This window comes from Bacillus sp. V26 (genome assembly GCF_034296245.1).
In the GTDB taxonomy this organism is placed as follows: Bacteria; Bacillota; Bacilli; order Bacillales; family Bacillaceae; genus Bacillus; species Bacillus halotolerans.
Window position 1 is genome coordinate 906,943 of the sequence record NZ_JAXKQF010000001.1, and the last position, 14,521, is coordinate 921,463.

15 protein-coding genes and 3 pseudogenes are annotated in these 14,521 nt (G+C 40.7%); 12 read left to right on the top strand and 6 right to left on the bottom strand.

Annotated features, from left to right (window positions below; translation table 11 throughout):
• Window positions 1–31: 31 nt before the first annotated feature.
• The gene (locus tag UJ203_RS05040) at window positions 32–1,009 is read right to left on the bottom strand and encodes a S66 peptidase family protein (protein WP_322008834.1); all 978 of its coding nucleotides are present in this window, start codon (window positions 1,007–1,009) and stop codon (window positions 32–34) included.
• 64 nt (window positions 1,010–1,073) lie between these two features.
• Complete coding sequence (locus UJ203_RS05045; RefSeq protein ID WP_105955037.1) at window positions 1,074–1,571, bottom strand: hypothetical protein; 498 nt, start codon at window positions 1,569–1,571, stop codon at window positions 1,074–1,076.
• Between the two features lie 170 nt (window positions 1,572–1,741).
• Between UJ203_RS05045 and UJ203_RS05050 the strand changes: the two genes are divergently transcribed.
• Together UJ203_RS05050 and UJ203_RS05055 are read left to right on the top strand one after the other, a co-directional pair.
• On the top strand, window positions 1,742–2,524 hold the full coding sequence (locus UJ203_RS05050) for a VLRF1 family aeRF1-type release factor (RefSeq protein ID WP_322008838.1): 783 nt from the start codon (window positions 1,742–1,744) through the stop codon (window positions 2,522–2,524).
• Between the two features lie 137 nt (window positions 2,525–2,661).
• Window positions 2,662–3,198, top strand: a complete 537-nt coding sequence (locus UJ203_RS05055) for a DUF420 domain-containing protein (protein WP_003231280.1) — start codon at window positions 2,662–2,664, stop codon at window positions 3,196–3,198.
• Window positions 3,199–3,290: 92 nt separating this feature from the next.
• On the opposite strand, the gene UJ203_RS05060 is transcribed toward UJ203_RS05055, so the two are convergent.
• Window positions 3,291–3,965, bottom strand: coding sequence for a lysozyme family protein (locus UJ203_RS05060; protein ID WP_024121708.1), 675 nt, complete (start codon window positions 3,963–3,965; stop codon window positions 3,291–3,293).
• A gap of 191 nt (window positions 3,966–4,156) precedes the next feature.
• On the opposite strand from UJ203_RS05060, the gene czrA reads away from it, so the two are divergent.
• Complete coding sequence (czrA, locus tag UJ203_RS05065; RefSeq protein WP_322008841.1) at window positions 4,157–4,489, top strand: Zn(II)-responsive metalloregulatory transcriptional repressor CzrA; 333 nt, start codon at window positions 4,157–4,159, stop codon at window positions 4,487–4,489.
• Window positions 4,490–4,519: 30 nt separating this feature from the next.
• Here the strand turns inward: czrA and csk22 are convergent, their stop codons facing one another.
• Window positions 4,520–5,062 (bottom strand): mother cell-specific sporulation protein Csk22, encoded by a 543-nt coding sequence (gene csk22, locus UJ203_RS05070; RefSeq protein ID WP_322008843.1) that lies wholly within the window; start codon window positions 5,060–5,062, stop codon window positions 4,520–4,522.
• Window positions 5,063–5,272: 210 nt separating this feature from the next.
• Here csk22 and UJ203_RS05075 point away from each other — a divergent pair, with 210 nt between their 5' ends.
• The 7 genes from UJ203_RS05075 (at window position 5,273) to csaA (ending at window position 10,055) form a co-directional block, all read left to right on the top strand.
• Window positions 5,273–6,211, top strand: a complete 939-nt coding sequence (locus tag UJ203_RS05075) for a helix-turn-helix transcriptional regulator (RefSeq protein ID WP_024121705.1) — start codon at window positions 5,273–5,275, stop codon at window positions 6,209–6,211.
• Window positions 6,212–6,264: 53 nt separating this feature from the next.
• On the top strand, window positions 6,265–6,750 hold the full coding sequence (locus UJ203_RS05080) for a GyrI-like domain-containing protein (RefSeq protein WP_322008846.1): 486 nt from the start codon (window positions 6,265–6,267) through the stop codon (window positions 6,748–6,750).
• A 75-nt stretch (window positions 6,751–6,825) separates the two neighbouring features.
• Complete coding sequence (locus tag UJ203_RS05085) at window positions 6,826–7,530, top strand: MBL fold metallo-hydrolase (RefSeq protein WP_322008848.1); 705 nt, start codon at window positions 6,826–6,828, stop codon at window positions 7,528–7,530.
• A gap of 2 nt (window positions 7,531–7,532) precedes the next feature.
• Window positions 7,533–8,108 carry a TetR/AcrR family transcriptional regulator gene (locus tag UJ203_RS05090; protein ID WP_322008850.1) on the top strand — a complete coding sequence of 192 codons (576 nt, stop codon included), beginning with the start codon at window positions 7,533–7,535 and terminating at the stop codon, window positions 8,106–8,108.
• Window positions 8,109–8,185: 77 nt separating this feature from the next.
• Window positions 8,186–8,938 (top strand): GNAT family N-acetyltransferase, encoded by a 753-nt coding sequence (locus UJ203_RS05095; RefSeq protein ID WP_106021262.1) that lies wholly within the window; start codon window positions 8,186–8,188, stop codon window positions 8,936–8,938.
• Window positions 8,938–9,660: a helix-turn-helix domain-containing protein gene (locus tag UJ203_RS05100; protein ID WP_322008854.1), complete on the top strand. Its 723-nt coding sequence runs from the start codon at window positions 8,938–8,940 to the stop codon at window positions 9,658–9,660. The genes UJ203_RS05095 and UJ203_RS05100 overlap by 1 nt, the downstream gene beginning before the upstream one ends.
• Window positions 9,661–9,722: 62 nt before the next feature.
• Window positions 9,723–10,055, top strand: a complete 333-nt coding sequence (gene csaA / locus UJ203_RS05105) for a chaperone CsaA (protein WP_322008856.1) — start codon at window positions 9,723–9,725, stop codon at window positions 10,053–10,055.
• 633 nt (window positions 10,056–10,688) lie between these two features.
• Here the strand turns inward: csaA and UJ203_RS05110 are convergent.
• Window positions 10,689–10,773, bottom strand: a pseudogene (locus UJ203_RS05110) (putative holin-like toxin).
• 511 nt (window positions 10,774–11,284) lie between these two features.
• Between UJ203_RS05110 and ppsA the strand changes: the two are divergent.
• Together ppsA and UJ203_RS05120 are read left to right on the top strand one after the other, a co-directional pair.
• On the top strand, window positions 11,285–13,888 hold the full coding sequence (gene ppsA, locus UJ203_RS05115; protein ID WP_322008857.1) for a phosphoenolpyruvate synthase: 2,604 nt from the start codon (window positions 11,285–11,287) through the stop codon (window positions 13,886–13,888).
• Window positions 13,889–14,273: 385 nt separating this feature from the next.
• Window positions 14,274–14,363 (top strand): annotated as a pseudogene (locus UJ203_RS05120) (YolD-like family protein); the annotation flags it as partial.
• Here UJ203_RS05120 and UJ203_RS05125 read toward each other — a convergent pair.
• Window positions 14,348–14,485 (bottom strand): annotated as a pseudogene (locus UJ203_RS05125) (UV damage repair protein UvrX); the annotation flags it as partial. The pseudogenes UJ203_RS05120 and UJ203_RS05125 sit on opposite strands and share 16 nt — an antisense overlap.
• Between the last annotated feature and the right edge of the window lie 36 nt (window positions 14,486–14,521).

Genomic DNA, 14,521 nt, shown 5'->3' on the forward strand with positions numbered 1-14,521 from the left:
ACTTGTCATATGCCCTCGTGCAGTAAGCTGTTTAATGCTTGTCGATCCATATTCGTGATTTGCCCGAATCAGCTTCAATCCTGCATGTTCCCCCTATAGGGAACGTGGCAATTGGAGAGGTATGTCCGGCATTTATGTTTGCGATGACGGGGAGGCCGGATAATTCTTTTTTTGTTCTAATCATGGCTTTTACGTGATCTATAGATACGTTTGATGCTTTTTGGAACCTGCCGATCAATATCCCCTTTACATTTGAAAAAGAAGGGAGGTGGATGAGCGATTGTAAATCGCGGTCAAACATGTTTGCGTCTGACATATAATCATCCTCAATCAATAAAATTGTATTTTCTGTTTCCGGAAAATACTCCGTTCCCTGCAGCAAATTAAGTGTACACAGGTTGCCGCCAATCAATGTGCCTTCAGCATAGCCATCCTGGATCACAATAGGACCGGAATGAGGGTGAAAGTGCCTGTTTTCTTGATCTGAAAACCATTGGTCATCACTCCACTCTTGTGATGGCAGGATTTCAAAAGCTTCATCCGAAGCGCAGCAAGCCAGAAAATAATCTTTTATATAGTCCAATCCTTTTTTCATTGCAAACGTAGAAAAGTGGGGGCCTGAATATGTAACGAGACCGGTTTTTTGATAAATGGCATTGGCGAGAGCCGTAATATCGGAATAGCCGCAAAGAATTTTTGGATTCTGTTTGATTTTCTCGTAATCAAGATAACGGAGCAGCTGATTGCTGTTGAATCCGCCGAGTGTTGTTAAAATAGCTTTGACGTCGGGATCAAAAAAGGCGCTGTGTAGATCACTTACTCTTGATTCGATAGAGGATGACTGGAATTCGTTTAACTCCTCTGCGTGTTCAGCAATGGTCACCCGAAAACCCAATCGTTCTAATGTCGTTTTTGCGTGCAACTTTGCTTCATTTGTTAATACGGACATGCTGGTGGCGGGAGACACGATTCGAATTTCGTCTCCCGGTTTCAGTTTGGGTGCAAACACTTCAGGTCCTCCTAAACGGTTTTACACCATTACAGCATAACTCGGCATATTCTTCCAGACTTTTTTAGAAATCCGTCCATTTAATGCTTCCTGATTGTGTATCGTAGTCAATGGATACTTCAAATTGATGCTTTTCATAAAAATGAATGAGTCTGTCCACATGATTCCAATCCCGTTTGGCTATGTCGCCCGTAACTTTCGGGATATTGCAGTCTCTGGCAATATCTTTTAAATATTTCATACAAATAGAACCGAAGCCGTAATTCGGAGGCCCTTTAATATCCCCAATATGAATGGCATCGTCCTGATAGGATGCTACAAGTGAAAAGCAGCTTTTCCCTCTATAAGCTGTTTCACAATCTGTGAGCATAATTTTGCATGTTTGGCCATCATCAATCGAGGAAACAATCATCCAATCTTCATCTTTCGATTGATCAATACCAAGCACTCTGGCATCTTTCGATAGATCCTTTATATTTTCCTGCATGCGATAAATTTGAAATTCTAAATGATTCAGCTCTTCTTCAAGCTCTTGGCGGTTTTTTTTCTTAGTGGTAATCAAAATCAAACCCCTTTCAAAAAATAGTTAGAAACACAGTAACCAATTGTAGTAGATAAAAGAGGCGTTTGTAAATGATAAATCCATAATTGCTAGAATTTAGTGCAAGGAAGGTTTGATTGGTTTTAAGAGAGGAAAAAGAAAAGTAACCCGTTGCAAAAGGAGGAATATGAATGCCGATTGATTCATTGATTAAGAAATTGCGTTATGTCCAATTGGAACCCCCGGACAAAATTCTCTCGTTATATCTCAACACAGATATGAGGGACCCAGAGCAGCAAGGGGGAGAATGGAAAATTGCCCTTAAGTCAGGGTTCGGCAGATTAAAAGAATATCTGGCAGCAAGTGACCCGGAGGAAGAAAAGTGTCTGAATGCAATCACGGACAAAATCTATCAGCACCTTAACGGAATAGGAAAAAACATGCCGCGCAGCCTCGTGTTTTTTGTTTCGAATAGCGGTATATGGGAAGCGATCAAGCTTCAAATTCCTGTTGACACAAAATTTTACTGGGAAGAGACAGCTGTACTTGATCAGCTGGAAAATTTGCGCAAAACGTATCCAAGCACGGCTTTTATTTTAACGCAGCAAAATGAAGTGAAAATTATAGAAACCGTTTTAGGCAAAATTGAAGCGGTGGAACATTATGAATATGACGTAATCAATGAATCATGGGAGAGCAGCCAGTCTTCTAAAACTGCATCAGCTTCATTAGAAGAGGAACAAATGAAGAATCATGTAACGGAGAATCAAACGAGACTGTACAAGCGGCTGGCGACCAACCTCGACCAAAAGGCCGCGGCAAAAAAATGGGAGCGGATGATCATTGCCGGTGATAAAGATACGGCTGACATCCTTGATCAGCATATGAACAAACCCGTTCATTCGAAAATCCAAAAGAATTTGCTGAATGAAAATGAACATAAGGTTGTTGACCATTTAATGCAAGAGGCATAAACCAAAAGGCTGGTGCTTTTAAAGCGCCGGCCTTCTGAAGTGTGTCTAATTTCTGACGAAGCCATCGAAAACGTTGACATCTCCGTTGAATTTGCATACGATTTGGATAGCCAGTACAAATTAGGAGAGGTCACCAAATGAATCAAACAGAAAATAAACCGAAAAATTATACTGGAATTGTCCTTACACTGACAGTTCTGATTAACGGTTTAATCGCAGTGCTGTTTTTTATGCCTAAATTAGATCAGTTCAGCCATGCGAATATTCACATTTTGCCAATGCTGAATGCGATATTCAACAGCTTTACGTTTATCTTCTTGTTGGCGGCACTGATTATGATTAAACAAAAAAACATTAAGGCGCATAAACGCTTTATTTTAGCTGCTTTTACGACAACATTATTGTTTTTGATTTGCTATGTCACATACCATTCGATTGCGGAGAATACGCTGTATGGCGGAGAAGGTATTATGCGTCCGATTTACTTCTTTATTTTAATTACGCATATCTGCCTTTCTGCAATCATCGTGCCGCTTGCGCTGTTTACGCTGATCAGAGGCTTCAGCATGCAGGTTGAGCGCCATAAAAAAATTGCCAGATGGACAATGCCGCTGTGGCTGTATGTCAGCCTTACAGGCGTTATTGTATATTTGATGATATCACCGTATTATTAAAAGCCATACTTTGTATGGCTTTTTTGAGGTTTGTAAACATAACAAAAGCCCAAATCTCGTTTTGGGCTTTGTCAGTAAATTGACAGGCTCCTTTAATGAGCCGTTGATTCCATGGTTTCAAGTGTTGCAACTTGTAAAGATTTTTCAACAGTTTTCGTTTTTTCTTTTACTTTTTCCGCGTACGTGTAATCACCGTAGCAATACGGATAACGGAAATTGTTTTCATTTCCTCCGCAAGTATAGAGCCCGGGATTTTTTTCGACTTGCTGCTCGGAGTATTGTTTTGCCAATTCCTCAGTATGCGTTCCTCCATGTTCAGCTACAAAATCAATATAACCTGCCCCCATGTTGTAGCTTTGAATAATCGTATCCAAATCCACACCTTTTTCTTTACCGGTTTTGTACATGAGGGTAAATTGCTTGATGCCTTGTTTAATACTGAGTTGAGGGTCTGTTATCTCATTACGCTTTAAACCTAGAGATTCAGAGGACTGCATCGGATCATTGCCTTTTCCTTTTGACTCCTGATACATCATGCCGAGTATCAGCGATGTGTAATTGGAGAGTCCCCGGTTTTCAAGCTCGTCCTCAACCAGCGGTTTATAATCAGTTAAACGTTCGAGGACAATTGTTTTCGTGTCAATCGGAAGTTTTTTGATTAAATCGCGGTTGAACAAAAGCAGGACCAATAAAAAAGAGGCCATGACAAAGACAGAAATCATCATAAAACCCGCAGCAGCGAAACAGCCTTTTCTCTTTTTCTTCACTGTGTTTCACCCTCAATGTTTGCAGCAGTATGACTTTTTCATTATGACACAGAACGTATACCAGACCAAGTGAAAACCTGATTTGAAACATAAATTTAAACTATGAGATTAAATTGGAACAAGAAGAGACAGGTTTGCATGAAAGGTCATTTGTTATAAGATAAAACTATGAAATAAGAAAGGTGAGACACATGACTGAATTTCGAGAAACGGACCGTGCGAATGAAACGGTAACCGATTTGGACGAAGAAACTTTATTTCTAGTCGCACAAACCTTCAAAGCGCTTTCTGATCCTACGAGAATCAGAATTCTCTATTTGCTTTCTCAGGGTGAACATGCTGTGAACGGGATCGCTGAGAAACTGAATTTACTGCAATCAACAGTATCCCATCAGCTCAGATTTTTAAAAAATCTCCGGCTCGTGAAATCGCGCAGAGAAGGAACATCAATCTACTATTCTCCCGAGGATGAGCATGTTTTAGATGTGCTTCAGCAAATGATCCATCATACAAGACACGATTAAAAAAGACATCCTTGCTGCCGCATGTCGCGATTAAGCAAGGATGTCTTTTTCTTTACTGTGCCCATTTTGTTCCAGCCCGTTTCTGCTGATTTTGATGACAATAGAGGAAAAACCGACATAATAGACGGCGATCAGAAAACAGACGCCAATCGTGAAAGGATCAGTTCCGATAGACTGGCTGAAAGATCCCAGGCTGTGTAAATCAGGCGCGGCAAGGTACAGCTCTGTTACACGATAAAGAAATCTCGATAGAAATAGGGTTAGCAGAATAAGTTCTACCCAAATATGAGTCCGAAAATAAATTTTTCCTCTGCGTTTTTCAAAGGAGAGATTTTTCCTGGCGAAAAAAACCAGCAGACATCCGCCGAGAATGCCGATAATGAAATATCCGTATAAAAAAGGATGAATGAGGCTGAAGATGGTGAGACCGAATGCAAACATTGAAAAAAGAATCATACGAGTAAAAAGCCAGCGAGGCTTCAGCGGCTGATATCCGATGGATCGTTTGATTTTTTTATACAGAAAAAAGATGATAATCATGACAGGATAAACGCTTTGAAGTGTAAGATGCATGATGTGATATCCCCTCCGTTGAGAAGTGTATGCTTATCCGTTTAGAAATAGTAGTCTAAATAAAACAATGATCATAAAAAAAGAAGGGGGGAGGCCCCTGTTTTCTTAACATATGCACGATGCCTTTGGGCTGCATAATAGATATGCCCAAGCCTCATAAAATGTTATGATAATATTGGAAAATAAATGCGGGAGACAAGGTGCGAAAAAATGAAACTGGAACGTATGTTAGCGATGGTGATGTTATTAATCAGCAAAAAACAAGTGCAGGCTGCTGAGCTAGCTGATTTGTTTGAAGTATCAGTCAGAACGGTTTACCGAGATATTGATACGATCAGCAGAGCGGGCATTCCGATTGTAACCTCACAAGGCGCCGGGGGCGGGATCAGTGTGATGGAAACGTATCGGCTTGAAAGAGAATGGCTGAAAGAAGAGGAGCTATTTGCTATTGCTTCCGCTTTGCAGAGCGTCTCATCGATGTATGAACCCGCTTCTCACAGCGCGGCTTATCAAAAAATAAAACATCTCATACCTGACCAGGCCGCAGAGGCATTTAAGCGTGAAACGGAAAAATGGTTTATTGACATGACGGCATGGGGACAAACAGAGGACCAAAAGGCGCTTCGAGAAAACATCAGTGATGCAATCGATCGGTCGTCAACCATATCATTTACATATACAAATGCAAACGGGGAAACACTTCTCCGTGAAACAGAGCCTTACACGTTGGTGTGCAAGACAGGCCGCTGGTATTTATACGCCTACTGTCTGGTTAGAAACGATTTCCGCTTTTTTAAATTAAGCCGGATGAAAGATCTGACTGTATTACATCAATCATTTAAGAGAAAAGACATACAGCTGGAGACTCTGCCTTGGGATGCGAATTGGTATCGAAAGGATCGTTTAACTGAACTGGTCATTCTTGTCCAGCCCGGTGCGCATCAACGTATAAGTGAATGGTTTGGAAATGATGTCCTTCAATTGGATGAAAATGAAGCCTGCCGAGCGGTGATATCTCTGCCTGAGGATCAATGGCTGATCGGTTTCTTGCTGCAATTTGGCAAGGATATTGAGGTCCTGGAACCCCTTCATATCCGGGAAAAGGTGAAAGATACGATTTTTCATATGCAAAAAATATATGAAACCTGACACAATGCTGTCAGGTTTCTTCTTTTATAATCTAGGTAAAAAGGAGGTATCATATGAGCTATTCACATATGACACATTTAGAACAAAAGCGCTTTTCAGGGCTGTCACAGAGAACAAGCAATGCATCGGAAATGACGGAAAAAAGACAAATCCCGCTCTTGTGGAATCGATTTTGGCAGCAGGATACGAGCGTGTTACTCCCGCCTGATAAAAAGGATCAGAGCATTATCGCTTTATACTCTCATTACGAACAGCAGGAGAATGGGTTTTACACATTTTCTGTCGGCGCTTTTACCGAGCATAGCGACATGCTTCCGGAACCGTATGAGGACATATATTTACCGGCTTCCGCTTATGCTGTTTTTACTTCAAGAATCGGTCCTATTGAAGACATTGTACTCGACACATGGAAGGAAATCTGGTCTTGGGACAAGCGCCATTTGCGTACTTTTTCAGGAGACTTTGAGCAGTATGATCAAAGTGCGCTTTCACCGCAGCGGGCGCAGGTTAAAATATTTGTCGCCATAAACTTGGTATAACACTCTTGAAAAACTAATGACATTAGTTAATAATAAAACTAACACCATTAGTTTTTTATTCAGGAGGAGTATCATATGAGAATCATTCAGAATCAAACTGTGCGGCAGCTGACGTTTTATCCCACATTATTTCCGGTCAATTGCTATCTTGTAGAGGAAGAAAATGAAGTAACCTTAATTGATACTGGTCTTCCGAACAGCTATAAAGGGATTATCCAAGCAGTGAATCAGCTGGGAAAACCGCTACAACACATTTTACTGACTCATGCGCACGGTGATCATGTCGGTTCATTGGATGCACTGTCCCAAGCCTTTCCTCATGCAAAGGTTGTCATATCCGAGCGTGATTCATTCTTGTTAAAAGGTGATGTTTCTTTGCGGAAAGATGAACCGCAGACGCCTATAAAAGGAGGAATTCCAAAAAATATCAAAACAAAGCCTGACGTTTTGCTGGCGGGTGGCGAAACAATCGGTTCTCTAATTGCGATTTCAACCCCAGGTCATACCCCGGGAAGCATGTCGTTTCTGGACACAAGAAACGGAATTGTAATAGCTGGGGATGCATTTCAACTACGCGGGGGAATAGCCGTCTCCGGCCAGATGAGATGGACATTTCCTTTTCCTGCCTTCGCTACTTGGAATAAGGAGGCTGCTGTAAGAAGCGCGGAATGGCTTGTTGACAAGGCGCCGAGCTGTCTCGCGGTCGGACATGGGAATTTCCTTGCTTCACCAGAACAGTCGATGAAATTAGCAATTCAAAAAGCAAAGAAGGGGGTCTGACCATGTCACCGAGAGCAGGATTACATCAAAAGATGATTATAGAGGCGGCGGCAGAGATTGCTGATCAGGAAGGAATAAACGGCGTGACACTAGCCGCACTCTCTAAAAAAATGAATGTACGGCCCCCGTCTCTGTATAATCACATAAGCGGGCTGCAGGGAATCAGAACAGAGCTTGCGGTTAGCGGTTTGACAAGGCTTTTTGATACGATGGCTGATTCCGTCAAAGAACAGAAGGGGGAGTCCGCTTTGCTATCTTTAGGCGATGCATATGTTGGGTTTGCAGTTGAAAATCCGGGTTATTATGAAGCGACTTTACTTAAAATTCAAGATGAAAGAGCTGAAAGCCTGTCAAAGCAGATTGTCCGTCTTGTCACGAAACTGCTAATTGACAGCGGTTATGCAAACGAACAGACTGTGATCCATGCCACAAGAGGGCTGCGAAGCTTGCTGCACGGATTCGCGACTTTAATCGGAAAAGAAGCGTTTGAATTAAAGGAAGACATTTCAGACAGCTTAGCATTTTCAATTCGATTATTTCTATCGGGTCTGTCAATAAACAATAAAAGTATTATGTAAACTAAATAATGTATGTCTTATATTTCTGAATATTGTATAATATATCATGCAGTAGATATAAGGGAGAGCAAGAGGCGATGCATGATATTTACAAAATTGAGCAATTAGCGGCAGCATCATGGCCGTCTTATATTCAAAAAAGAATGGGGAAATGGCTTCTCAGAGCGAACTTTGGCGTAACCAAACGGGCGAACAGCGTATGGACATCGGCGGACATGCCAGAAGGAGATTACCAAAAAGAGATCGAGCATTTCTATAAAAGTTTAGGCCTGCCCGTTTGTATTCAAATCAGTGACGCATCTCCGGAAGGACTGGATGATGCGCTGGCAGACAGCGGATATGAAAAGATTGATGAATGTTTTCAGATGACAGCATCATGCTGCGATATTTTAGATCGTACTTTTGACAACAGCCGATTTACATATAAGTGGGAGCAACAGCCATCGTCTTCATGGATTGATGATTTTATCCGATTAGAAGAATTTTCACCAGAACGGCATTGCGGCTATACAAGCATTTTCAAACGAATACAGCCGTGTAAAACCTTTTTCACTATGTATGACCAAGGCAGCCTGACAGCAGTGGGCACGGCTTCCGTTATCGATGGCTATGGCGGACTCAGCAACGTTGTAGTAGCAAAGGAACATAGAGGAAAAGGGGCAGGGACTCAAGTCATCAGGGCTCTGACTGAATGGTCAATGAACCATGGAGCTAAGTATATGTACTTGCAAGTGATGAAAGAAAACTCAGCCGCCGTTTCTTTGTATGAAAAAATTGGGTTCTTGCCTATATCGGAACACCATTACCGGATCAAAAAGGAGGATGGCTGATGAATTCGCTTCAAGAGATTATCTGTGAAAAACGGACATATACACGCCTTTATTCCTCACATAAGCACACGTACAGCCAATTTCTTTTTCCCCTTGAAGGGAATATCGATCTTGAAACAGAGGATCGGCGGGTCAAATTAAAGCCGGATCAATTTTTATATATTCCGCCAGAGTGCGAGCATCGGTTCCGCTCTATTGGCAGAAATGAATGTCTTGTGCTGGATGTGCCGCTTCAGGCGATGAAAATTGAGGAGCATCATGCAGCCGCAGGGATTGAAGCTGCAATCGATCCTTTTTGGTCTTCGATCAGGCACTTATTAATAGAGGAAGCAAACACACGCTCAGCGCACACGCTCCATTTGCTTGTTCAATACATAAAAGAAAAACTGCAAACCCATACTCATGCGTCAATCGCATACATCCATAGCCATTTGTCTGAGCCGCTGACAATACAAAAGCTGGCGAAAATTGAACATTATCACCCAGCTTACTATTCAAGCTGGTTTAAGAAACAAACCGGTAAGTCCCCTCAAGCCTATATAGCTGACCTCCGTCTTGAGGAAGCGAAACGGATGCTGATTGAGAAAAATGTTACGCTGACTGTCGTGAGTCAAGCGCTCGGCTTTCAAAACCTTTCTTCTTTTACAAGATGGTTTGTAAAAAGTACAGGTGTATCACCCCGAATATACCGGAACACCTTTCATTCGGATAAAAAAATATGAGCTTTTGGCTAAACATTTAGCAGGTGTCTCTTTTAAAATAGAAAGAAAAAGGAGATATAATGATGGCTGTAATTGAAAATTTTGAAAAACTGGAAATCAGAACTGGCACCATTATCAAAGCGGAAGAATTCCCTGAAGCAAGAAATCCGGCAATTAAACTGTTCATTGATTTTGGAGAAGATATCGGCATTAAACAATCAAGCGCGCAAATCACAAAGCGCTATTGCCCGGAAGAACTGACCAACACACAAATTATCGCTGTCGTGAACTTCCCGCCGCGCCGAATCGCAGGTTTTAAATCCGAAGTCTTAGTCCTCGGCGGCATTCCCGGCCAAGGTGATGTCGTCCTGCTTCAGCCTGAACAACCATTACCAAACGGAACAAAAATCGGATAACACAAAAAAGACGTTTGCCTAAGAGGCAAACGTCTTTGCGTATTGAGGCGATGCACCACACGCCACATTCGTGTGTGCCGCAAAGGGCATGTACATCGGCTTACACAATTCAGCTCATCGCTATATGAATATAGCATGACGGGGGAGGAAATGCAAGGAGTACTTTGTTATTTTATGTTTGAATTTGCTGTGAAAATATGAAATGAAGAGAAATAGGGTAGATTACTGTACAATGATTAGTTTGTTATGGATGATTTGAAACCGGTAAAAGTCATTTTATGGCCTGAGTGTGACCCCAAGTGTGACCTGAAGTGTACATTTAAGAGTGTCATAAACGCAGTTAAAACAATGAAAACGTACTAAATATCAAAGCGAATAGAAGGAACCAGTATGACCCTAGACTTTTTGATCTGGGTCTTTCTTTATTGCACAAAAAATGCCTAGGATCTCTCAATAGGCATGTTAGTATCGATATCTTCATTTATTTTTTGACTTAGTTTCTGAACCTTCTTTTTACCATAAAAAACCAGGGTGCTACCAACACCCCGGCTCTGTACAAAAAACTGCCCATCAAAGGGCTTGCTCGATGTGGTTTCAGACCTATCCCTTTAGGTTCTGAGGTTCAGGGGAGTTCTATTTTTTATTTATATACGTCAACAGGGTGATTATAAACGACTCGAATGCAAGACATTAGCATTAATGCCTGGAATGTTGACATAGCATTACCCCCTTTCATTAGGGGATGAGCAAGACTCCCTTGAGAGAGCAAACTTTATAGGAAATATTTATACATACATGTCCTTGTCATTAAACATTCACAATATATTGACAACGTGAAAGGAGTTTGCAAAATGCAGGTTCTTTTTTGTATTCGGTTATAAAACCTTTGATATATTGTCTATAAAAATTCAATTTGAATATGGAAACAATACAAGAATAAAAGTTGGATGTTGCTTTGTTTATTGGTCATTTTTTCTTGTAAATACTTTTCATGTTCTTTCTCCAGAATAAAGTTCCGAGTTTTTTTGTGACTAATGGTAGCTGGAAATTAAAAAAGAACCTGGTGAAATAGCCCAGGTTCTTTTTATATTGCACAAAAATAGACACGGTGATATAATCAGACTACGTGTGCTTTCTTCATAAAAAGTTATAGATATCCATCTTATATTTTTATTATATCAGGCTGGAAAGCTCTTTGTCAATTATTATTTTTGAAGGGGAGATGTAGAATGAGTTCTTTGGTTCTTGGTTTTCATGAAATTGAAAAAACACAGCATTTGCTTGTTGGAGGAAAAGGGTTAAATTTAGGGGAATTATCAAAAATTCAAGGTCTACAAGTACCAGAAGGATTTTGTGTCACAACAGTAGGATATCAAAAAGCCATCGAACAAAACGAAACGTTACAAGTGTTGTTGGATCAATTGGCCATGCTAAAAGTTGAGGATCGAGATCAAATTGGTAAAATCAGCAGAAAGATTCGACAAATCATTATGGAAATAGAAATTCCTTCCGATGTTGTGAAAGCAGTTGCTCACTATCTCTCCCAGTTTGGTGAGGAACATGCCTATGCCGTACGTTCGAGTGCGACTGCTGAAGATTTACCACATGCCTCTTTTGCCGGTCAGCAAGATACCTATTTAAATATTATCGGCAAAGAAGCGATCTTGCTGCATATCAGCAAATGCTGGGCTTCTCTATTTACGGATCGCGCGGTAATCTACCGCATGCAAAATGGATTCGACCATACCCAAGTTTATTTATCCGTTATCATTCAAAGGATGGTTTTCCCACAGACTTCGGGGATTTTATTTACTGCTGATCCAATCACTTCCAACAGAAAGGTGTTATCCATTGATGCAGGTTTTGGACTTGGTGAAGCACTGGTCTCTGGCTTGGTATCTGCCGATTGTTATAAAGTACAGGATGAGCAAATCGTCGATAAGATGATAGCAACCAAAAAAATGGCTATCTATGGACGAAAAGAAGGAGGAACAGAAACACAGCAGATCGATCCTACTCAGCAAAAGACTCAAACACTGACTGATGAACAAATTTTACAATTGGCACGCATCGGGAGACAGATCGAAGCCCACTTTGGTTGCCCGCAAGATATCGAATGGTGTTTGGTTGACGATACTTTTTATATTGTCCAGAGTCGTCCAATCACAACTTTATACCCCATCCCTGAAGCGAGTGATCAAGAAAATCACGTCTATATCTCTGTTGGTCATCAACAAATGATGACGGATCCCATAAAACCACTGGGATTGTCTTTTTTTCTGTTGACGACTTCTGCACCCATGCATAAAGCTGGTGGAAGGTTATTTGTTGATGTCACACATAATCTGGCATCACCTGACAGCAGAGAATTTTTATTAAATGGCATGGGACAACACGATCCACTCTTAAAAGACGTACTTATGACCACAATTGAGCGACGAGATTTCATTAAGTCGATACCAAATGATAAAACAGCAACGATTCCCAACCGAAGTAATAATACAGATATGCTGGCACAATTCGAGAACGATCCAACAATCGTTTCTGATTTGATTAAGCGTAGTCAAACATCGATAGAAGAGTTAAAACAAAACATCCAAACGAAATCGGGATCGGATTTGTTTGATTTTATTCTCGAAGATATCCAGCAATTAAAGAAGATCTTATTTGACCCACAAAGTTCGGCTGTGTTTATGGCTGCTATAAATGCTACATCATGGATTAACGAAAAAATGAACGAGTGGTTAGGCGAAAAAAACGCAGCAGATACGCTTTCTCAATCTGTACCTAATAATATTACTTCAGAAATGGGTCTTGCGCTATTAGACGTCGCAGACGTGATACGTCCTTATCCAAAAGTAATTGCTTATTTACAGCATGTAAAAAATGATCACTTTTTGGATGAGCTGGTTGAGTTTGAAAATGGACAGAAAATCCAAGACGCTATCTATGCTTATCTCAACAAATACGGAATGCGATGTGCCGGAGAAATTGATATTACAAGAACTCGGTGGAGCGAAAAACCAACTACACTTGTCCCAATGATTCTTAATAATATCAAAAACTTTGAGCCTAATGCCAGCCATCGGAAATTTGAGCAAGGGCGACAGGAGGCTTTGAAGAAAGAACAAGAGTTATTAGATCGATTGAAGCAATTACCGGATGGTGAACAAAAAGCCAAAGAAACCAAACGAATGATCGACATCATCCGGAATTTCATCGGTTATCGGGAATATCCAAAATACGGCATGGTTAATCGCTACTTCGTTTATAAGCAGGCTTTACTGAAAGAAGCCGAACAACTCGTAAAAGTGGGCGTTATTCATGAAAAAGAAGATATATACTATCTCACTTTTGAAGAACTTCACGAAGTCGTACGCACAAATAAACTGGATTACCAAATCATAAGCAAACGAAAAGACGAGTATACATTATATGAAAAACTATCTCCACCACGTGTTATCACGTCTGATGGTGAAATCATGACAGGCGAGTACAAACGAGAAAATCTCCCAGCCGGAGCAATTGTAGGTCTACCTGTTTCCTCCGGAGTGATAGAGGGGCGAGCACGTGTCATCTTAAACATGGAAGATGCTGATCTAGAAGCTGGAGATATATTAGTCACTTCCTTTACTGACCCTAGCTGGACACCATTGTTTGTATCCATAAAAGGTCTAGTCACCGAAGTTGGTGGACTGATGACCCATGGAGCAGTGATAGCGCGTGAATATGGCTTACCTGCAGTTGTTGGAGTTGAAAATGCTACCAGACTAATCAAAGACGGGCAACGAATTCGTGTGAATGGAACAGAAGGGTACATTGAAATATTGTAATGCTTATCAATTGAGATCTTGTCATAATGGACGGCCTTAAATGGATAAATAACGGTTATACAGTTCATTCTTTTATCTTCTTGAGCAGAGATAAGGACACTTATTGAATGTTGAATATTTGATGGCTTGCTACACACATTGAGGCCTTAGTTATTCTTCGACAAGATTAGAGAATCGATGAAATATACAAAAATGAAAAAATAATACTCTAACAATAAGTAAAGTCGGATCCCCATAGAGTGGGGATCCGGCTTTTTTATGTAATAACTGCTTAGCGTGGGAAATCTGCATTTTGTTGGCGGAACTCCTTTAAAGGAAGTTTTTAATTACCAACATTTACATCGAACTTTTGTTCTATTAATGTTCAATAAAGGAGTGAGTCGATATGCTTAGAGATAGAGGAACAATCAAATGGACATCAATGATGCTTCCAGAACATCTAACGCAGCTAAAACAAGATTTAATTGGCACATCTTCATATCTCCAACGTGCAATGCCACTCTTCGTTTTTTTTTGCTCTCCAGGTCAAGCGCAAAGCTTACTGAGTAACATGTTATCTCCAATGCCTACTGTGCACATTAGGCCAAATTCTCTCCACCCTCTTTTTTTGTGTAAAGAGCTTTAAAAATAAAA

Coding starts and splice junctions, on each gene's coding strand:
- UJ203_RS05050 (WP_322008838.1), top strand. CDS start 1,742: ATGCCGATTGATTCATTGATTAAGAAATTGCGTTATGTCCAATTGGAA.
- UJ203_RS05055 (WP_003231280.1), top strand. CDS start 2,662: ATGAATCAAACAGAAAATAAACCGAAAAATTATACTGGAATTGTCCTT.
- czrA (WP_322008841.1), top strand. CDS start 4,157: ATGACTGAATTTCGAGAAACGGACCGTGCGAATGAAACGGTAACCGAT.
- csk22 (WP_322008843.1), bottom strand. CDS start 5,062: ATGCATCTTACACTTCAAAGCGTTTATCCTGTCATGATTATCATCTTT.
- UJ203_RS05075 (WP_024121705.1), top strand. CDS start 5,273: ATGAAACTGGAACGTATGTTAGCGATGGTGATGTTATTAATCAGCAAA.
- UJ203_RS05080 (WP_322008846.1), top strand. CDS start 6,265: ATGAGCTATTCACATATGACACATTTAGAACAAAAGCGCTTTTCAGGG.
- UJ203_RS05085 (WP_322008848.1), top strand. CDS start 6,826: ATGAGAATCATTCAGAATCAAACTGTGCGGCAGCTGACGTTTTATCCC.
- UJ203_RS05090 (WP_322008850.1), top strand. CDS start 7,533: ATGTCACCGAGAGCAGGATTACATCAAAAGATGATTATAGAGGCGGCG.
- UJ203_RS05095 (WP_106021262.1), top strand. CDS start 8,186: ATGCATGATATTTACAAAATTGAGCAATTAGCGGCAGCATCATGGCCG.
- UJ203_RS05100 (WP_322008854.1), top strand. CDS start 8,938: ATGAATTCGCTTCAAGAGATTATCTGTGAAAAACGGACATATACACGC.
- csaA (WP_322008856.1), top strand. CDS start 9,723: ATGGCTGTAATTGAAAATTTTGAAAAACTGGAAATCAGAACTGGCACC.
- ppsA (WP_322008857.1), top strand. CDS start 11,285: ATGAGTTCTTTGGTTCTTGGTTTTCATGAAATTGAAAAAACACAGCAT.